This window comes from Ruegeria sp. 6PALISEP08 (assembly GCF_001238295.1).
In the GTDB taxonomy this organism is placed as follows: domain Bacteria; phylum Pseudomonadota; class Alphaproteobacteria; order Rhodobacterales; family Rhodobacteraceae; genus Ruegeria.
Map to the genome: position 1 here is coordinate 128,804 of NZ_LGXZ01000005.1, position 19,317 is coordinate 148,120.

Genomic DNA, 19,317 nt, shown 5'->3' on the forward strand with positions numbered 1-19,317 from the left:
CGGCTCAGATTGACAGAACAAAAACACATCAACCTGACATCAACCTGTCACGTGCCAAAATAGTGCCAAAGCCCCATGAAGTTCTTGCTAGTTGAAGACAGTCACGACCTTGCACGCGCGATTTGTTCGCGCATGAGGTTAGACGGACATGTGATTGATCATGCAGCAAATTTGGACGATGCAACCGGCTTTGTGGAAACTCAGGATTATGACCTGATCCTGCTGGACATCATGCTGCCCGACGGGGATGGGCGTGACTTTCTGAAACGCCATCGCGCTGGCAATCGGGACACGCCCGTCATTGTGCTGACGGCCCGCAGTCAGGTATCGGATCGAATCGGTTCGCTAGATCTGGGGGCAGACGACTATGTCACCAAACCTTTCGATCACGCAGAACTCGAGGCCCGCTGTCGCGCCGTACTACGCCGCAAGTCCGGGAATACGACGACGAAGATCGAGGTCGGCGGCATCGTCTTCGACCCGCTGGCGGGCCACCTGACCGTAGGGGATCAGACCTTTTCCCTGCGTAACCGTGAACTGCGCCTGCTCGAATTGTTCATCAATGCACCTGGACAGGTTTTTTCAAAGCAAAAGCTAACAGACCGGCTGTTTTCTTACGACGACACGGTCTCGGATAATGCGATTGAGGTCTATGTGGGTCGCTTGCGCAAGCATCTGGAACCGTCTGACTTGAAGATCACAACACTTCGCGGACTGGGATACAGGCTGGATCATGCCTCTTGATCCCAATGTGTCAGGATCGCTGCGGAACAGATTGGTTCTAACCCTCATCGGGGGTGCTGCTCTACTTGCCTTTCTTCTGTTTGTAGCGGTCCGAAATTATGCCGCGCAGGTCGCGCAACAGGGGCAGGACAATATTCTGGGCGCTTCCGTGACCTCTATTCTGGATGCGGCGGCCTTACGTGAAGGTGAGCTTGAGGTTGATATTCCATACGCCGCCTTTGCAATGCTGAGCACCCCGTCAGACGACCGGGTCTTTTATGCGATTTATCAGGATGGGGAATTTCTGTCTGGATACGAAGACCTGTCGCCATCGTCAGGGCAGAGTGACAGCCGGTGGCGCTTTCAATCCAACTACGTCCGAGGTGAGACCATCCGACAGGTCAATGCCAACCGAACGCTGGTTGGATTGGACAAACAAACCATAGTCGAAATTGTGCTGGGGCAAACACAAGATGCGTTGGCGGAAACTCTGGACCAGATCTCACGCAACGCAGCAGTTCTTGGGATCGGGTTCTTTGCCCTTGCCGCCGCCTTGTCCTTTTGGGCGACGTCTTCGACCATTGGGCAGTTGAACAGGCTGACGACCTCTGTCACCCGCCGGGGCCCGCAAGATCTGAGCCCCTTCAAAAAACCCGTGCCTCGCGAAATGGCACCATTGGTCGCCTCGCTGAACTCTTTGATGGGTCGACTCGATCAGTCTCTGAGCCAATCCGAAGACTTCATCGCCGAGGCGGCGCACCGCGTGCGGACCCCGCTGGCAACAGTCAGATCTTATGCTGACGCAACTTTGCAAAGGGTTGAGAAGGAAGAAAACCGCGAAGCGTTGCGATCGATGGTACGGGCCATTGACGAAAGCTCGCGGGCGGCGGGGCAGTTGCTGGATCATGCGATGATCACGTTCCGCGCGGATCACCTGGAGCGGGAAGAGATCGACCTTGTCGCTCTGGTCCGAGACTTGGTGCAGCGTTTGACACCGATTGCCGAAATGAAGGACTTGTCCCTATCCTTGGATGGCGATGCGGAGGTTCTTTATTCCGGGGATCCTATTCTCATCCAGAACGCGGTGCGTAACATGATCGATAATGCACTCAAATATGCACCTTCTGACAGTTCTGTCCGCATTGAGGTAACGTCTGCCCCGACTAAGCAGATCCGTGTCAAAGACCGCGGACCCGGGTTCCCGCCAAACGAAATCCATACGCTGACACGCCGCTTCGAGCGTGGAAAAAACGCAAGCGGCACCATCGGGTCCGGCTTGGGTCTGACCATCGTGCAGGACGTCGCAACTGCCCATGGCGGCACGCTGGAACTAGAGAACCGACAAGGGGGCGGCGCATGCGTTACATTATCGCTCTGATTTTGTTTTTCTTTCCAACATTTGTATTCGCACAAGCCTGGGAAGACAGACAGGTGTTTAATGCTGAGGCAGGTCAGACCCGCCTGCGTGTGATCTCAAGCACGGATACATTCCTTTTCGCGCCGCTGATTGCCGCGTTTCTTGAGGAGAACCCGGGTATCTCGATAGATTACATGGTGACGGGCACAGCAGACATCGACCGGATCGTTCGCGGTGCGCCTGACGACTTTGACATCGTCATTTCCAGTGCAATGGACCTGCAACTAAAATTGGCAAATGACGGTTTTGGGCGGGTAATTGATGACGTGAGGCTGCCGTCTTGGGCGCAATGGCACCAAAGTTTGTTTGCGTTTACATTCGAGCCCGCGACAATTGTGATCAACCGTGCCGCTTTTGAAGGTGGCCCCATACCCGAAACTCGCCAGCAGCTTATTGAAATGCTGCGCGCGCGCCCGGACGAATTCTTGGGGCGCGTGGGGACATATGACATTCGGCAATCCGGGCTGGGCTATCTTTTCGCCACCCAGGATGCCCGCGCATCCGAAACCTATTGGCGTCTGATGGAGGTCATGGGCGGGTTGAATGTTCGCCTGTACTGTTGCTCGGCCGACATGATTGACGATCTTGTCAACGGAGAGATCGCCGTAGCGTACAACGTTTTAGGCTCTTATGCCTCCGCCCGGGCTGGCGGCAAGGACGTGCTAGAGGTGATCCTGCCATCTGATTTTCAGACCACCATGATGCGCACGGCATTGGTGCTGGACGGCACCCCAGAACCTGATGCTGCGGCGACCTTTGTGCAGCATCTTGTTTCAAGCCCTGCAGGAAGCGTTTTTTCTCTTCCGCCGCTGGCGCTCTACGACGCAGGGGCGGAACGGGAAGCGATTGGGCTCGACCCGGCCTTGCTGACCTTTCTGGACAGGTTGAAGCGCCGCCGGTTTCTGACGGAATGGGAAAGCGCGGTGATCCAGAGATAACCGCGCCGGCTTTACTCTCGGAAAGCGCGATTGAAGTAATCCGCCATCGGTTTGACCAGATAAGACAACGGCGTGCGCTCGTCAGTTTTGATCAGCGTCTCTACCGGCATACCGGGCAAAAGCTCCTGCCCATTGAGGCGTTCCAACTGCCCATCATTCAGGGCAACTTCAGCACGATAGAAGGTTAAACCGGACTGCTCGTCGGTGAACGTGTCCGCCGAGACATTGTTGACCTGCCCGTCCAACTCGGGTGTTTCGCGCTGATTAAACGCGGGAAAGCGCAGGGCCACCGGCTGACCAACATGCAATTGATCCACATTGATCGCATCCACACGTGCGGCAACCAGCAACGGCGTGTCCTGAGGAACGACATACATCATCGGCTCACCCGGCTGCACAACCGACTGCAAGGCGAACACCTGACTTCCGTACACGGTGCCACTGACTGGTGAGCGAATGTCCAGGCGAGTCAGGCGTTCGGTCAAAGACAGTCTGCGTTCGGATAGTTCCGCGATCTGTGCCTGTACATCCCGCAAGGTGGTGATGGCTTCTTCTCTCCGGGTTGCGGTCAGTTCGACGATCTGAATCTCGGTAGACGCGATCTGCCCTTTCAGGCGCGCAACAGCAGCTTCCAACCGGCCAATCTCACCGGTCAGACTGGCCTCTTCCCGTTGTAAGGCAAGCACCCGGCTGGTTTGCGTCAGACCTCGTTTCAACAGGCTTTGCTGATCTTCCAGTTCATCCTCAATCAGCTCGACCTGACGACGCAGCGAGACCAACTGGGCCTGAGTGCCTTCGATTTCGCTTTCGATCTGAACCAACTGTTTGCGCAACTGTTCATCTTGTCTGGTCAGTGTCTCAAGCCGGGCTTCGAACAGGTTCAGCTGGCCCGAAATCAGGTCGGCGTCAATTTCATACTCAGTCTGAACCTCACTCAACCGTGTGGCCAGTTCAGCGGATGTCAGGCCATCCCTTTCCGCCTCCAGCCGCGCGCGTCGCGCCAGCAGTTCGAAAAGCTGTGCCTCGACAATCGTCTGTTCGGAGGACAGGAAAGTATCGTCTAGACGCAACAGCATGTCGCCCGATGACACCACATCCCCGTCGCGCACGAAAATCTCGCCGACCACGCCACCATCGAGATGTTCCACAACCTGGCGATTGCTTTGCACTTCGATCACACCCGAAGACACGATGGCTCCGGCCAAACGCGTTTTGACAGACCAGATGCCCAATCCGCCGACCAGAATGACAAGGGCTGCAAACCCGACCAGCGCAGGAATCTTCATGCTCCAGATCTGAGCTGGTTTCTGTGTAGATTTCTTCGCCATTATTCACCTACAGGGCTGAGCTTGCGCTTAATCGCGCCTGCGTTCTGGACCATTGCGCCCAGGACTTCGTCCCGGCTGCCGAATCTCACAACCTGTCCTTTTTCGACCACGGCCAGATCGTCACATTCCGAGATGGCCTGTGGACGGTGCGTCATGATGATCGTGGATTTGCCCGCTTCCTTCAGACCTCTTACAGCCGCGTTCAACGCCTCTGTGCCGTCGGCGTCCAAGGCAGAGTTAGGTTCGTCCAATATCAGAAGAACTGGGTTGCCATAGAGGGCGCGGGCCAGAGCGATCCTCTGTTTCTGACCCCCGGATAGTTGACTGTCATTGCCTTCAAGGAACGTGCCGTAGCCCTTTTCCAGTGACAGGATCAATTCATGAGCGTTGGCTTTCTTGGCCGCCGCCACAACGGCTTCGGAGTCCGGCTTTTCAGACATACGGGCGATGTTTTCAGCGACGGTTCCGTTGAACAGTGTCACCTGTTGCGGCAGATAACCTATATGGCTACCCAGATCATTGGGGTCGTACTGATCCAACGTGGCGCCACCCAGCCTGATCTCGCCTGCGGCGGGGCGCCATAGCCCCAGCAACGCTTTGGCCAATGTCGTCTTTCCCGACCCGCTTTTGCCGATGACGCCCAGTGCTTTGCCGGGCTCGAGCTTCAGGTTTACGCCCCGAAGCGTCGGTGTCGACGTACCAGGGGGAATCACGGTCAGAGATTTGGCTTCCAATTGCGCTTTGGGCACAGGCAGGCGGATCCGCTCTTCTTCCGGTGGCATCAGGTCGAGGAACCGGTTCAGCGACACCCAGGCCGTTCTGGCACGTTCAACGAGGCTCCATTGCCCAACGGCTTGTTCGACAGGCGCAAGGGCGCGACCCAAAAGGATTGAGCCTGCAATCATCGCGCCAGGCGTCATTTCGTTTTGCAAAACCAACCAAGCGCCCAGGGCCAGCATGGCAGATTGAAAAAACAGCCGTAACGACTTGGTCAGCGACGTAAAGCTACCGGTCCAATCGCTTGCGGCAATGGACTGACGTAAAGCGTCCGAACGCTGGTTCAGCCATCGTTTGGTCACGTCCGCTTGCATACCCTGCGACCGTACAACCTCAGCCGCTTGTCTGGCGTGTTCAGAAAAAGCGTTGGCCCGCGCGCTAGCGGATTGGGCTTCGGCCACTTTTCGGCTGGTCATCGCCTGATTAAGTAGCGCAATTGCCACAAGCAGAACCCCACTAGCCACTGCCAACCATCCCAAAAGAGGGTGAAACAGGAAAATCGCGCCTAAGAAGACGGGTGTCCATGGTATGTCCATGACGGCCAGCAGAACCGGTGATGAGCACAGGTTTCGGATGGACTCCAGATCACGCAAAGCCGTTGCCGGGGCCGAGCGGACCTGCGGAACAAGCGAGCGGCGCATCGTGGCCTCAAAAACCCGTTCATCCAGTTGGGACTGAAACCGCGCGCCAAATCGGGCAACGATACGTCCTCGCGCAAAATCGAGCATGGCCATCAACGCGTAAAGCAGAGCGACCAGCAAGAACAAAGCAGTCAGAGTTTCCACCGCGCGCGAAGCCAGAACCCGGTCATATACCTGCAGCATGAACAAGGGACCGGTCAGCATCAGCAGATTGACGAAGATGCTGAACAAGAACGCCAGCGCCAGAAAGGCGATGCCTTGATTCCGCACGTTGCGCAGTTCGTGACGGGGGGGCGCAGTTAAGCGGTGTTCAGGTTTCACTGTTATCAATCCACATCATTTAGGGAAGCATCGCCGCATTTAGAAAGCTAGTTCAGCATTGCCAAGTTTGCACACACTATTTTGAGCAAGAAACCGCAAACGCGATACTAAAAAGCGGCGTCATTTAGCCGTTGTTTCATATTTGCGCAAGACAGGTCCTCGCGGACGTCGTGGCGCAAATCTCGGATTGACGATGTATTTCGTGTGATCACTCTCGGGACCGTGTCCATCGCAAAATGAGGTTGGCGGCAATGGGTGCGCCGATGATGACCAGCACAATCCGTGTCAGATGGTGGGTGATTACAAAGCCCAGATCAGCACCCGATACGATGGCCAGAATCGTCATCTCGGCCTGACCACCGGGGGCAAAGGCCAGAAATGCTTCGACGGGGTGCCCCAGTCCTAAGCTTGTGACTATGGCGGTGAATGCCGCTGCCAGAATCGCAAGCACGACAACATACGAAACACCCGCTGCCACAACGCGGCGCAATTCAGTCCAGGTTACGCCAACAAACTGCACACCAATTCCGCATCCAATGAAGAATTGAGCGGCCAGCACGGCCTCGCGCGGGGGACGGGAGTGGATGAAATCTCCCAATGAAAGCGCAGCAGTCAGGATCATGGGCCCCAGTATGGACGCGCCGAACAGGCCAATGCGTTCGCCCCCTTTCCAGCCGACCAGTGCTGCCATCACCATCAGCGCCAATTCATGCATCGGAAGATCGCGGGCGGGCTGACCGATCGGGTTGGTCAGATTTGCATCATACAACGCCGTCAGGATTATTGGGGCGAGGGTGACGATGATCAGAACGCGTGTTCCATGTATCAGCGACAGAGTGCGCGGGTTGGCGCCGGCCTCAGTGCCGAAAATGATCATGTCCTGAAGACCGCCGGGCATTGCCGCGTAGAACGCGGTTTTCGCGTCGAAACCCCAAACCTTGCGGAAAAACGGAACGCCAACCAGTGCGATAAGCAGAATGAAGAAGGGGACCAACAGAATCGATGCGGCCATCTTTGGCAGCTGGGCAAATAGGGCGGGTGTAATCGACGCCCCCACTGCGACACCCAGTATGGTACGCGCGGCTACCGAAATCTGCCCGAACCCCGCCATCGGGGCATGCGCCAGAGCCGCAATCAGGCATGCGCTCATCGGGCCGAACAAGAAGGGCAGCGGTAGGTTCAGCGCCCAGAACACCCCCGTGCCCAGAACCGCCAGGCTGAACGTCACGGCCCGTTTGGCCATGAGAGAGGGTGCGTTCGTGAGGGAAGGCAAGATGCAGGTTCCGACGTCGTTGACTCAATATGTATCCAAATGTATGCAATAGGACGCAAGAGAGCAAGAGAGCCTGTGATGACAATTCAAGACGCCGCCATACAGCCCGGCCCACAAGGCAATTCTGCGTACCAACGCCTTCTGGACGAGGTTCGCGATGGCACGCTTCTGCCCGGCGATCGCCTGCGCGAGATTGAACTGTCCCAGCGGCTGGGTGTCAGCCGGACCCCTGTGCGCGAAGCGATCCGACAGTTGGAAGCGGACGGGCTGGTCACGCATGTTCCGCGGCAGGGCGCGACTGTACGCAGTCTGGATTACGCCGAGGTAATGGAGCTGTATGAAATGCGCGCGGTGCTTGAAGGCACTGCGGCCCGGCTGGCAGCACGTGCGGCGTCAGACATAGAACTGGATGAGTTGGGCATATTGAATGACCGGCTTGCCGAGGCAGGCACTGGTCCCGACGCGGCTCAGATCAACAGGATTTTTCATGCAACGCTCCTGGATGCCGCCAAAAACCGTTTTTTGGCCAAGTCCATGCTGTCTCTGCAAAAGGCGTTGCTGATCTTAGGGCCTTCGCAATTGTTGGACAGCGAGCGATCCGAAGCGGCGGTGGCTGAGCATCGACGCATCATGGTTGCGCTGAAAGCCCGCGATGGTGCTGCGGCTGAAGCGGAAATGCGCGCGCATATTCAGGCTGCGCAACGGATGCGGATTCGTGCGTTGCAGGAACGCGACCGCTCAATCGACGAAAATCAGTAGGCAGGCAGAACATGGCAACCCAAACGGAAGCTTACGATATTGCTGTGATTGGCGGAGGAAACGCGGCTCTGTGTGCGGCGATGACGGCAGCCGAGGCCGGTGCCCGTGTTTTGATCCTTGAAACAGCCCCCAAACCCTATCGCGGGGGGAACTCGCGCCACACGCGCAACTTCCGTTGTATGCATCAGGGCCCTTTGGGTCCCTTGGTCGACGCCTACAGCGAAGATGAATACCTATCGGACCTTTTGAAAGTCACTGATGGCAAAACGGACGAACATCTGGCCCGACTGGCCATACGAACGTCAGAGGAATGCCTGCCGTGGATGGAAGAGCGCGGGGTTCGCTTTCAACCGTCCCTGTCCGGGACACTTTCTTTGGCACGCACAAATGCCTTCTTTATGGGCGGCGGCAAGTCTCTGGTGAACGCATTTTACAGGACAGCGGCTGGTCTGGGCGTTGACGTGCTGTATGAGGCCGCAGTGACGCATTTGGAGTTAAAAGGCGATCAAGTTGAATGGGTGGACTACACCTACGAAGGACGTTCTCATCGCATAGCGCCAAAGTCCGTCATCGTTGCCTCGGGCGGATTTCAGGGGGACACGGACTGGCTTACCCGCGCTTGGGGGCCTGCGGCGCAGAACTTTCTGATCCGAGGCACGCCGTATAATCGGGGCGTTGTCCTGGCCGATCTTCTTAAACAGGGCGTTGAGAGCATCGGGGATCCCACGCAGTGCCACGCCGTGGCCATTGATGGACGCGCGCCGAAATTCGACGGCGGCATCGTCACCCGCCTGGACTGCGTGCCGTTTTCCATCGTCGTGAACAAAGACGCAGAGCGATTTTATGACGAGGGAGAGGATGTCTGGCCCAAGCGATACGCGATCTGGGGCCGCTTGGTGGCGGCACAGCCGGATCAGGTGGGCTATGTGATCATTGATGCGACGTCGCTAAACCTGTTCATGCCATCCGTTTTCCCACCGCTCAAGGCGGACACGTTGGAGGAACTGGCAGAGATGATGGGGCTGCCTGCCGACAAGCTGACCGCGACGGTCAGCGAGTTCAATGCGGCCTGCGGTGACACCACCGGGTTTCATCCAACTGATTTGGACGGGGTCGCAACCGCGGGATTGAGCCCGCCCAAGACCAACTGGGCCCGGCCGATTAATGAACCGCCCTTTTACGGTTATTCGCTGCGCACCGGGGTGACCTTCACTTATCTGGGGTTGAAAGTTGACGACAACGCGCAATGCTCAACATCTGACGGCAAGATTAAAAACCTTTGGGCGGCAGGGGAAACCATGGCCGGGTCCATTCTGGGGCAGGGTTATCTGGCCGGTTTTGGCATGACCATCGGAACCGTTTTTGGGCGCGTCGCAGGACGTGAGGCCGCTGCTTATGCAAATTGATCTGATACAGGAAGCCCGCCGTCAGGCCGAGATCTGCAATGCATGTCGGTATTGCGAAGGCTATTGCTCGGTCTTCCCCTCGCTGCATTCGGAGCGCGCCTTCTCAGATGGTGACATCACGCAATTGGCCAATCTCTGCCACAACTGCCGCGGGTGTTATTATGCCTGCCAGTACACGGCACCGCATGAGTTCGATCTGAACCTGCCCAAAGCACTGGCCGAGGTTCGGCGGGACAGTTGGGAAAGCTTCGCCTGGCCGCAGCCGTTAGCGCGCCGGTTTCACACCCATGGCGGGGCCATAGCCATGGCGCTAGTGGTTGGATTTGCCGTGTTGTTTTGGGTAATCCGCGCGATTGGATCCAGCGGAGGAGAAGGTTTCTACGCCGTCCTGTCCCACAATGCGATGGTCGCGATTTTTGCGCCCGCTTTCATGTTGCCGCTTTTCAGTATCGCTATTGGCCTCAGGCGCTATTGGAACGCGGTTGGCGGAACGCCCGTTCAGTTGGCAGACCTTAAGGTGGCTGTTGAACGCGCCGCAACGATGAGGGACTTGGCTGCAGGCCATGGAGAGGGCTGCAATTTTGAGGATGAAGACAGGTTCAGTCAGGCCCGGCGGCACATCCACCAGGCCATCATGTACGGTTTCCTGTTGTGTTTCGCCTCTACTTCCGTCGCGACCATTCTGCACTATGGCTTTGGTTTGCAAGCACCATACGGGTTTTGGTCCCTGCCCAAACTTTTTGGGGTTTCAGGCGGCATTCTGTTGACCGTAGGATGCGGAGCCATGGTTATGCTGAAACAGAAATCGGATCCAGACCTTGGGGACAAATCCGCCTGGAGTGGAGACATCGGTTTTATATTGCTGCTTGGTTTTGTTGGGCTGAGCGGGCTTGTTCTCTATGCCTTCGGCGCGACGCCGTTGATGCCAGCCCTATTGGCCATCCACTTGGGATCTGTTCTGACATTTTTCGTTCTCACACCGTTCACAAAAATGGCGCACGGGTTCTACCGCCTCGCGGCTCTTGTCAGGGATGCACAACGAAAGCGTGGCCTCTAACGGCTGAATTGAAGCTTATAGGGAATCGGATGGTTTTTGAGGCTGTCAGATTACCAAGAGCATTGGCGAAGGGTAGGGCAAATGCGCGGCTGTCGAATGTCACTTTCAGTTTGAGTATTTCGTGCATTGTATGGCCGCACAACTTTCTATCGCCGCAACGAAATCAGGGATTGGACGAGATCTGTCTGCTTCCGGACCGATGAAGGTGGCCAGATGCGCCGCTCCAATCATGGTTTGTCGGTCCTCAGGTTGCGCAAGACTGCTTGCGTAACAGTCGCCGTATCGGCCGATCCCCCAAGGTCCGGTGGCAGCAACCCTGCGTTCAGAAAGTTGTCCACAGCCCGCTCGATGGCATCAGCAGCCGCGGGCCGGCCAAAGCTATGCTCGAACATCGTCGCCACCGACAGGATCGCGCCTAGTGCGTTGGCGATCCCCTGCCCGGAAATGTCAGGTGCACTGCCATGCGTCGGCTCTTAGAGCCCACCCTTCGCGGGGTGCTCGTCGCACCCGATCTGTTCCACCGTTTCACTCCAGAGCTTTCCGCTCTCCATCACGTTGGATTTGTCCAGCGACGTCACGTGACCCCGCCGCCCGCGCTGGCCTCAAAGCGTTGTACACGTCCAACTCGATCCGCAGACGGGTCAGCCCATCTGTTTCTGTGATCGGTCCATCGAACGTGATGTCGTCCCATTCCGGTCCACCCACAGCGCCAACCAATATGGCGTTCGCATCGTGCCTCGGCGACAACCGCATCGGTGCAGAACGTGCCATGCGCGTCCCATGACGCGCCACCAAGAAGATCCTCCTCAATGTCGACCGCCACATCGAATTGACGGGCAACCTGACGCAACACCTGCAACCTGCTGTCCACGACCTCGGGGCCAATGTGGTCACCGCCAAGGCCGAGCACCTTGAATGGCCTGTTCATCCCGCCATCCTTTGCTGCAGCACCATATGCACGGCACCTGGATCCAGATCTCGTTGAAGCAGGCGTAGGCTGGAGTGAAAGTCATCCAGATCAACGGAAGGCGTCAGGACTGCGCGTGCAGGTGTTTCCGCTTTGAACCCGGTCCGCCCATGCAGTCGCCGCTGATTGTCGAACAAGGTCACGCATCTTCGGTTGCGAGGTGGTCGAGGTGTTCAACGCTGCCACTTGCGAATGGGTCATAGGGTTCACCCGCCATGACTGGCGGGTCGAACAGATTAACCTCAACGTATTGGGGCCCGAGTTCGGCTGAGCGCAATTTCTCCAAGAACAACGGCGTTCGCCATGGCACTGTGATTCAGACGGGAGCCAATCAGCCGATGGAAGGCTGAAGAGGTTCCATCTGCTTTTCAATCAGCCAGAACAAATGGCTCGTTTGCACCAACTGAAACTCAGTGGCTTGAAACACGCTGCTGAGATCGTGGCAGCCAAACTAATAGGTGCAGATCCTAAGAAAGCGGGGCAATTCGCTTCGCCCCGGTGTTGTTACAGTTTGTCGAACAGACGGCCCGGCAGTGCGTCGTGGCGTGGCAGGCTCAGGGCCTGCATCAGGCAGAATATCATCGCTTGGTTCGAGGTGACGACCGGTTTGTCCAACGCTGTTTCGATCCGCTCGATGGCCTCGACCGAGCGCATGTCGGTGCAACTGAGAACGATGACCTGCGCGTCGGGGTGGTCAGCCTGACAGGCCAGGTCAAAAACTTCGTCGGGTGTCAGCTCTCCCTGACCGTAATTGCCCAGTTCGCGGCCGACATCGGCGCAGTGTACGGTTTCGAAGCCGTTTTCAGCCATGAACGCTATGGCCTGAGCATTGATCTCGCCCAGATAGGGAGAAGAAAATCCGACCTTCGTAACCTCCAGCGCCTTGATGGCGGCGATCAGTGAACCGGCGGCGGTCAGGGACCGTGCCCCGGAACCGGATTCAATCTGCCGCGCCAGATCGGCGTCGAAAGACGGACCATGGGTTAAGGTGGCCGAGGTGCAACCATACAGCACCACGTCCGGTCGCACCCCAGATATCATGCGCAGGTCGTGACTGATATCCGAGGCGCCCAGACCAGCCATCTGGTTCGCGCCCGGAATCTCGTCCACGTCATAGCCGCCCATGCGCTGGAAATGAACGGTGGTGTTTGTCGGGCGCAGCATCTCCATATCCGGTTCCAGATTGGTGTTGGTGAACGGCACCAGAACACCGATCTTGGCTGCGGTGCGTGTCTCGGTCATGTCAGCACTCCTTTCAGCACGTTGTGCGCCCTGTCCATCACGTCGGGGGGGCAGATGGTGGCACGCAGACAATCGGACAAGCCATAGCCGCCCATGCCGCGCATCAGCAGATGTTCAGCCCGCAGCGCCACATCTGCCGCCTGCGCCTGCGCGGCCGAGGCAAAGCGGATCAGCACGAAATTGGTGTGGCTTTCGGGCACTGTCAGGCCCAGATCACGGCAGTTCTGCGCAAACCGGTCCCGGATCGCCGCCGTCTGCACCACCACATCACGCATATGAACCTGATCGCGCATCGCCGCTGCTGCTGCCGCCTGCGCGGCGATCGAGATATTGTTTGGGTTCAGTAGTTTGCGTATCTCGCCTGCGAGTCGGTCAGGGAAATACCCCCATCCGGCCCGCGCCCCGGCCAGCCCGTAGGCTTTCGAGAAAGTGCGCGTGATCACCGTATCCCCCTGATCCGCCAGCGCGAAGATTTCGGCGGGGTCGTTGGTGGGGTCGGCAAACTCGGCATACGCCTGATCTACCACCAGCAGCACATCGCGGGGCAGGGAGGAGCGCAGGCGGGTGATCTCGGAATTCGCGATCAGCGTGCCGGTGGGATTGCCCGGATTGCAGACAAAGACGATGCGGGTTTTGGGCGTGACAGCAGCCAGAACCGCGTTAACAGATACGGTCAGATCGACCTCGGACGCGACGGTGTATTCAGCCTGCGCCTGCGCCGTGGCCGAGGCGACAAAGGCATAACCGTATTGTGTCCCAAGCACCTGATCACCCGGACCGGCAAAGGCGCGGATCAGACAGCCGATCAGCTCCATCGACCCGGCTCCGCACAGAATGCGGGCAGGGTCCAGCCCGTGCGCCGCAGCAATTGCGGTCCGCAACTCGGGCCATTCTGGATCGGGATAGAGTGTCAGATCAGACATCGCCGCTTGTCCCGCAGCCACAGCAGCCGGGCTGGCGGGAAAGGCGCTTTCGTTTTGCGCCAGCGAAACGGTCTGCGCGCCGCCCAGATCAGCCAGCGCATAAGCGGCCATGGCCCCGACGGAAGGTACCGGACGGATCATGCGTCACCCCCGTATACTTTGGCGCCTGCGGCGCTGACCAGGCCGCGTTTCATATCCAGCGCCAGCGCATCGGGATCGCGATCCGCAGGATTGCCGAACCCGCCGCCGCCGGGGGTGTCGAAGATCAGGTAGTCACCCCCTTCGACCCGCAGCTCGCCCTTGCCCGGAATGTCGCTATCACCATCCCGCAAACGGATGCGCCCGGGCGCGCCGGGTTCGCCACCCATGCGGCCAAGAGCGGGGAATTTCAGGCGTTCGACCGACAGGAAGACAATGAAAGGCGCATCGTTGGCCGAGGTCATCTCGATCCGTTGTCCCAGCCCGCCGCGATATTTGCCCGCACCGCCGGAATCCGGGCGCAGTTCGCGCCGCCAGATAGTGACGGGCGCGACGCTTTCGGTAATCTCGACCTGACTGCCGAACACGCCCGAAGGGTAGGCGGTGGCCGACAGCCCATCCGCATGAGGCCGCGCGCCGGTGCCGCCATTGTGCACAGGTTCAACCGCGAATTGCCGCCCGCCATCGCGGGCCACCTCGGGTGCATGCCGCATCGGCAGGTCGAACATGCAGCTTGCGCCTTCGGCCGGGACCTGATCGGGCAGGGCCTGATGCAGGCAGCCCAGCACCAGATCGGGTGTGACCTGACCCAGCGTGTGCCGCATCGCGACCGGCGCCGGGCGCTGCGCGTTCAAGATACAGCCTTTGGGGCCATCCACTGCGAACGGCTCCAGCGATCCGGCATTGTTAGGGATGTCCGAGCCTACAATGCAGCGTAGCGCGAAGACGGTATAGGCCGTGGCATAGTTCAGCGGCACGTTGATGCCCTTGCGTGAACAGCCCGAGGTACCGGTGAAATCCACATGCATCCCCGACTTGGTGACGGTCAGGGTGGCATGCAACTCCAGCTCGTTCTCATAGCCGTCCATCTTCAGAGCGTTCCTGTAGACGCCTTCGGGCACTTCGGTGATGGCCTCATGCGTGCCGCGGCGCGAGGTGTCGATGATGTAGGACCCCAGCGCTTCCAGATCGTTCAGGCCGAATTCGTCCATCATCGCCACCAGCCGGCTCATCCCGGCCTCGCAACAGGCGATCAGGGCATAGATGTCACCTTCGTTGGCGATGGGCTCGCGGCTGTTGGCGCGGATGATGTCCAGCAGCAGTGCGTTGGGGGTGCCTTCCTCGACCAGTTTGCAGGGCGGGATCAGCAGCCCCTCGTCATAGATGTCGGACCCTTCAGGCCCCATGCCCAGGCCACCCAGATCGACCAGATGCGAGGTGCAGGAGGTGAAGCCCACCACCCTGCCATCCTTGAACGCAGGCATCATCAGCAAGAAGTCGTTCAGATGCCCCGAGGCCAGCCAGGGATCGTTGGTCATATAGATGTCGCCCGGTTTCATGGTCTGAACTGGGAAGGCTTCGCGCAGGTGCTGTACCGCCTCGGCCATGGTGTTGATATGGCCGGGCGTTCCGGTCACGGCCTGTGCCAGCATCCGGCCGTTCACGTCGAAAATCCCGGCCGAGATATCGCCGCATTCACGCACGATGGGGGAAAAGGCGGCACGGATCAGGGTCTGGCCCTGTTCCTCGACCACGGCCAGCAGGCGGTTCCACATCACTTGAAGGCGGGCGGGAGAAAGATCGGCAGTCGCCATCATGCGCCTCCTTTCTGGTCCTGAACCAGGACGAGATTTCCTATTGCATCCACATGGGCCGAGAAATCGGCCGAAACCAGCGTTGTGGTCTGCGGCTCGTGGATCAGCGCGGGGCCACACAGGTGATCCCCGGCATTCAGATCATCCCGCGCCACAAACGCTGCCTGTTTTAAGGCCCCGTCCACATCGCAGATGATCGGGCGGGTGTCCGATGCGGTGATCGTCGTCAGCGCGGGTGACTCGGGCAGGGGCGGCACGGCGCTGTCGCTTGTGGCGACGCGAACCGCCCAGTTCAGGATCTCGATCTGCATCCCGGGCACCGGGCGCGAGAATTGCTTGCGGTATTCTTCCTCGAACGCGGTGGTCAGCGGGGCGATGTCCCCTGTCGCCAAGGGGCGGTCGGGCAGGGTGATCTCGATCTCGTGCCCCTGACCGTTATAGCGCATGAAGGCGGTGCGCAGGGTTTCCGTAGGGGCATCGCCCGCGCCCAGTGAGACCACCTCCTGCGCCTCGGTTATCATGGCGTCGAACAGGGCGTTGACCTCGTTGATCTCCATTTTGTCCAGCAGGGAATAGCGCGAGCGGACGATCTCGAAGCTGACCGGCGCGAACAGGAAACCCACAGCCGACCCAACGCCCGGGTTGGGCGGGATCACGATGCGGCCAACACCGGCGGACCGTGCCACGCGGCTGGCGTGCAGTGGCCCGTTGCCGCCAAAGGCGATCATCGTGCGCGGGCCCAGATCCTTGCCCGATTCCACCGCGTGCATCCGCCCCGCGCTGGCCATGCTTTCATCCACGATGCGGCTGACTCCGTCAGCCGCCCCCACTGCGTCCAATTCGAGCCGCGACCCGATCACCTGGCTCAGCGCCTGTTTCGCGCTTTCGGGGTCCAGCTTGATATGTCCCTCGGCAAAGGTGTCAGGAACGATATAGCCCAGCGTGATGTCGCTGTCGGTGACGGTCGGATCGGTGCCGCCACGCATGAAGGCGACGGGGCCGGGCTCGGACCCCGCCGATTTCGGCCCCACGGTCAGACGGCCCAGCCGGTCGACCCCGGCGATGGACCCGCCGCCCGCGCCGATCTCGATCATCTCGATCACTGGGATGCGCACCGGCATCCCCGATCCTTTGATGAACCGTGCCGCGCGGGCAATTTCGAACTGGCGCGAAGTTTGCGGGCGGGCCTTGTCGATCAGGCACAGCTTGGCGGTGGTCCCGCCCACGTCAAAGGACAGAACCTGATCCAGTTCGGCGCGCGCGGCAATGCGGGCGGCCAGAATAGCACCCCCGGCGGGCCCGGATTCTACCAGCCGGACCGGGAACCGTGCGGCGGTGCGCACAGTGCACATGCCGCCTCCTGCGGTCATCATCAGGATCGGGCAGGTCACGCCTTCGGCCTCGAACCGATCGACGAACCGCGCCAGATAGGTCTGCATCAGCGGCTGGATATAGGCATTGGCGACAGTGGTGCACAGCCGGTCGAACTCGCGTGCCTCTGGGCTGACCTCAGACGAGATTGAGACGGTCAGTTCCGGGCGTTCTGTGACCAGCACATCGCGCAGTTTTCGTTCATGCACGGGGTTGGCATAAGCGTGCATCAGGCAGATGGCAATGGCCTCGGCCCCGCTGGCGTCGATGTCATCCAGCAACGCGTCGATGGCCGCATCTTCGAGCTCAATCAGAACGCGGCCATCCGCGGCCATCCGCTCGCGCACGGTCAGCGCGCGTTCGCGTGGCACCAGCAGATCGGGCTTTTCCAGATTGATGTCATATTGCGAATAGCGCCGCTCATAGGCGATTTCCAGAATGTCGCGGAACCCTTCGGTGGTGACTGTCGCCACGACCGCGCCGCGCCGTTCAATCAGCGCATTGGTTGCAAGGGTCGTACCATGAACAAAGCCGGTCACATCACCCAACACGCGTCCGGATTGCGCCATCACGCGCATCGCGCCTTCCATGGCGCCGTCGGCGGGGTTTTGATGAGTGGTCAGGGTTTTGGTCGAGGCGAGGATCGTATCTTCGCCGGAAACAAGAACCGTATCGGTGAAGGTGCCGCCAATATCGGTAGCCAGGCGCAGCGTTTGAGTTGTCATTAAATCTTCCGAAATTTCCGTGGTCACAGCAGGATGCCAGAGGGCCTTGGCCCAGGGATCAGGCCGGGATCACAAGATCACAGCCAGTGGCGCGGCGATCCATGGGATTGGAAATGCATATCGGTTTCATGGAATCCATCATTGCGCGACGGATTCCGCTCATCAAGGGTTTTGTCGGAAAGTTTCTGGTGTTGTCACAATAACCGCTGCTAGATTGCTCATGCCCAGATTGGAACGTAGTTGGTTTCGATGAAATCACCCGCCGCCAACCACAAGACCACCGCTGTCAACCTCAAATCATCGCGCATGCGGTGTGGCTGTAACCATGACATTACCCAATCTCGTCAACGATAGGTTTGTTGTCGAAACAGGTCTGCGGATCATCGTCCAGGTGCCGGATACCCACGCACAGAAGATTGTTGACGCGGTCCTGGTCGAGAATACCCTCAAGTACGGTGACTACGATTGCGTCACATTCCGGACCGCGCCCGGGGTCCAGCAATTCAGATCACTGGGAAGAGGGCGCAACGCGGCGACACCACATGCGGTCGAGGTGCCCTGTGTGGAACTGTCTTTTTTCTGGGCAAGGACGAAGCAAGGGCCGTGCAGGTGCTCCGAGAGGTTTATTCCTCTCACCCCTACGAAGAGCCAGTGGTATTCGTTGTGCCGTGCGCGCGGACGCTCCATATCCGGGGAATGGACGAAGTCAATCCCAACAGGTTCTGGAACAACAAAGCCGAAGATTGGGTGCCAGAAGAGCATCAGTAGACCAAAGTCCCGTTTCGCCCTTGCGAAGCGCTGTTTTGGCTGACCCGGCCTCGGGTCTAGGATGGCTTCGCAAAGTTATGCCTTTGGATTGTTCCTCTTGCTGAATTGGCTCGTTAAGATGGTGTTAGAGGCAACAAGCAGGAATACTCGATGAGTCGTGCAATCTTCATCCCATTAGCGGCTTTTGTTCTAGGCCTCTTTATGAATACTGAGCCTACAGCGGCGGCCTCACTCGGAAGATACGAGGTTTTTGGTGTTGAAGAGGGTGACATGCTGAAGATGCGTGCTGGACCAGGAACAGGCTTTAATGTGATCGTTGGGCTTCCAAATGGAACCGCCTTGCGGGTTCACAGTTGCGAACAAACCGGTGGCACCCGTTGGTGCCGAGTATCGCTGGATCGCGCGCGTAGTCTAAAGGGTTATGTATCCTGGGCCTATTTACGAGACAGATGATCGGATGCACCCTGTGGTCCCCGCCCAAACAGCACCTTAACAGGTCGGTGGAACCCCCCATCTTTGCCGTTGGGTTCTTTGGCACCTGTATTTCTGGGCTGCCAGGAACAACACAATTGTCGGATCAGCCGTAACCCAGCCGAAAAAACCTGCCTCCAAGGGAAAATGGAGCAGGAGGCGCTTAGGCCGGTTTCCCTGAATGGTTCTTCTCGGACCGGACAGTTCCAATTCGAACGCGTTCAGATTTTGCTCTTGCGGCAAGCAGAGGCTTTGACCGGCCGCTTTGTCGCAAAGCTCTGATCGCAATTGAAATCGTAGTATCAGATATGAATCTGCCGTCCCGAACGGAGGCGAGATGGGTCTGCCAGCAAGATGCCGCGCTTGCTCCGAAGTCAGCTGTGAGCCCGAAAACGGCGTTTGCAAACGCTTAACAGC

Annotated in this window: 17 protein-coding genes and 1 pseudogene; 7 read left to right on the plus strand and 11 right to left on the minus strand. The window is 58.7% G+C overall.

What is annotated here, in order from left to right; genetic code table 11:
• Nucleotides 1-75 precede the first annotated feature (75 nt).
• From ALB80_RS09315 to ALB80_RS09325, 3 genes are read left to right on the plus strand one after another with little or no spacing between them, the layout of a single operon-like run.
• A complete protein-coding gene (locus ALB80_RS09315) occupies nucleotides 76-744 on the plus strand; it encodes a response regulator transcription factor (protein WP_050603782.1) in 669 nt (222 codons plus the stop codon).
• Nucleotides 734-2,101: a sensor histidine kinase gene (locus tag ALB80_RS09320; RefSeq protein ID WP_050603783.1), complete on the plus strand. Its 1,368-nt coding sequence runs from the start codon at nucleotides 734-736 to the stop codon at nucleotides 2,099-2,101. Before ALB80_RS09315 ends, ALB80_RS09320 begins: the two co-directional genes overlap by 11 nt.
• Complete coding sequence (locus ALB80_RS09325) at nucleotides 2,080-3,078, plus strand: ABC transporter substrate-binding protein (protein WP_050603784.1); 999 nt, start codon at nucleotides 2,080-2,082, stop codon at nucleotides 3,076-3,078. The genes ALB80_RS09320 and ALB80_RS09325 overlap by 22 nt, the downstream gene beginning before the upstream one ends.
• An 11-nt stretch (nucleotides 3,079-3,089) precedes the next feature.
• Here ALB80_RS09325 and ALB80_RS09330 read toward each other — a convergent pair whose 3' ends face one another.
• From ALB80_RS09330 to ALB80_RS09340, 3 genes are all read right to left on the minus strand, one after another.
• On the minus strand, nucleotides 3,090-4,364 hold the full coding sequence (locus ALB80_RS09330; protein WP_050603934.1) for an HlyD family type I secretion periplasmic adaptor subunit: 1,275 nt from the start codon (nucleotides 4,362-4,364) through the stop codon (nucleotides 3,090-3,092).
• Nucleotides 4,365-4,405: 41 nt separating this feature from the next.
• Nucleotides 4,406-6,145: a type I secretion system permease/ATPase gene (locus ALB80_RS09335; protein ID WP_050603785.1), complete on the minus strand. Its 1,740-nt coding sequence runs from the start codon at nucleotides 6,143-6,145 to the stop codon at nucleotides 4,406-4,408.
• Between the two features lie 208 nt (nucleotides 6,146-6,353).
• Nucleotides 6,354-7,388 carry an AbrB family transcriptional regulator gene (locus ALB80_RS09340; protein WP_050603786.1) on the minus strand — a complete coding sequence of 345 codons (1,035 nt, stop codon included), beginning with the start codon at nucleotides 7,386-7,388 and terminating at the stop codon, nucleotides 6,354-6,356.
• A gap of 108 nt (nucleotides 7,389-7,496) precedes the next feature.
• Here ALB80_RS09340 and ALB80_RS09345 point away from each other — a divergent pair, with 108 nt between their 5' ends.
• From ALB80_RS09345 to tcuB, 3 genes are read left to right on the plus strand one after another with little or no spacing between them, the layout of a single operon-like run.
• On the plus strand, nucleotides 7,497-8,177 hold the full coding sequence (locus ALB80_RS09345) for a GntR family transcriptional regulator (RefSeq protein WP_050603787.1): 681 nt from the start codon (nucleotides 7,497-7,499) through the stop codon (nucleotides 8,175-8,177).
• Nucleotides 8,178-8,188: 11 nt separating this feature from the next.
• Nucleotides 8,189-9,583 carry an FAD-dependent tricarballylate dehydrogenase TcuA gene (gene tcuA / locus ALB80_RS09350; RefSeq protein ID WP_050603788.1) on the plus strand — a complete coding sequence of 465 codons (1,395 nt, stop codon included), beginning with the start codon at nucleotides 8,189-8,191 and terminating at the stop codon, nucleotides 9,581-9,583.
• Nucleotides 9,573-10,640, plus strand: coding sequence for a tricarballylate utilization 4Fe-4S protein TcuB (gene tcuB / locus ALB80_RS09355; protein ID WP_050603789.1), 1,068 nt, complete (start codon nucleotides 9,573-9,575; stop codon nucleotides 10,638-10,640). Before tcuA ends, tcuB begins: the two co-directional genes overlap by 11 nt.
• Nucleotides 10,641-10,867: 227 nt before the next feature.
• On the opposite strand, the gene ALB80_RS21785 is transcribed toward tcuB, so the two are convergent.
• The 8 genes and pseudogenes from ALB80_RS21785 to ALB80_RS22160 all read right to left on the minus strand — a co-directional run bounded on the left by ALB80_RS21785 (nucleotide 10,868) and on the right by ALB80_RS22160 (nucleotide 18,163).
• Entirely contained in the window at nucleotides 10,868-11,086 is a 219-nt protein-coding gene (locus ALB80_RS21785; RefSeq protein WP_083445248.1) for an isocitrate/isopropylmalate family dehydrogenase, read from the minus strand.
• A gap of 79 nt (nucleotides 11,087-11,165) precedes the next feature.
• Nucleotides 11,166-11,568: pseudogene (locus ALB80_RS09360) on the minus strand (isocitrate/isopropylmalate family dehydrogenase).
• A complete protein-coding gene (locus ALB80_RS09365; RefSeq protein ID WP_157054177.1) occupies nucleotides 11,565-11,744 on the minus strand; it encodes a hypothetical protein in 180 nt (59 codons plus the stop codon). The pseudogene ALB80_RS09360 and the gene ALB80_RS09365 overlap by 4 nt, the downstream one beginning before the upstream one ends.
• A gap of 367 nt (nucleotides 11,745-12,111) precedes the next feature.
• Nucleotides 12,112-12,849 carry an Asp/Glu racemase gene (locus ALB80_RS09370; protein ID WP_050603792.1) on the minus strand — a complete coding sequence of 246 codons (738 nt, stop codon included), beginning with the start codon at nucleotides 12,847-12,849 and terminating at the stop codon, nucleotides 12,112-12,114.
• Nucleotides 12,846-13,913: a histidinol-phosphate transaminase gene (locus ALB80_RS09375; protein ID WP_050603793.1), complete on the minus strand. Its 1,068-nt coding sequence runs from the start codon at nucleotides 13,911-13,913 to the stop codon at nucleotides 12,846-12,848. The genes ALB80_RS09370 and ALB80_RS09375 overlap by 4 nt, the downstream gene beginning before the upstream one ends.
• A complete protein-coding gene (locus ALB80_RS09380; RefSeq protein WP_253276846.1) occupies nucleotides 13,910-15,565 on the minus strand; it encodes a hydantoinase B/oxoprolinase family protein in 1,656 nt (551 codons plus the stop codon). Before ALB80_RS09380 ends, ALB80_RS09375 begins: the two co-directional genes overlap by 4 nt.
• Nucleotides 15,565-17,661, minus strand: coding sequence for a hydantoinase/oxoprolinase family protein (locus ALB80_RS09385; protein ID WP_050603795.1), 2,097 nt, complete (start codon nucleotides 17,659-17,661; stop codon nucleotides 15,565-15,567). The genes ALB80_RS09380 and ALB80_RS09385 overlap by 1 nt, the downstream gene beginning before the upstream one ends.
• A gap of 331 nt (nucleotides 17,662-17,992) precedes the next feature.
• Nucleotides 17,993-18,163: a hypothetical protein gene (locus ALB80_RS22160; RefSeq protein WP_157054178.1), complete on the minus strand. Its 171-nt coding sequence runs from the start codon at nucleotides 18,161-18,163 to the stop codon at nucleotides 17,993-17,995.
• Nucleotides 18,164-18,630: 467 nt separating this feature from the next.
• Between ALB80_RS22160 and ALB80_RS21795 the strand changes: the two genes are divergently transcribed.
• Nucleotides 18,631-18,882, plus strand: a complete 252-nt coding sequence (locus ALB80_RS21795) for an SH3 domain-containing protein (protein WP_253276855.1) — start codon at nucleotides 18,631-18,633, stop codon at nucleotides 18,880-18,882.
• Nucleotides 18,883-19,317 lie beyond the last annotated feature (435 nt).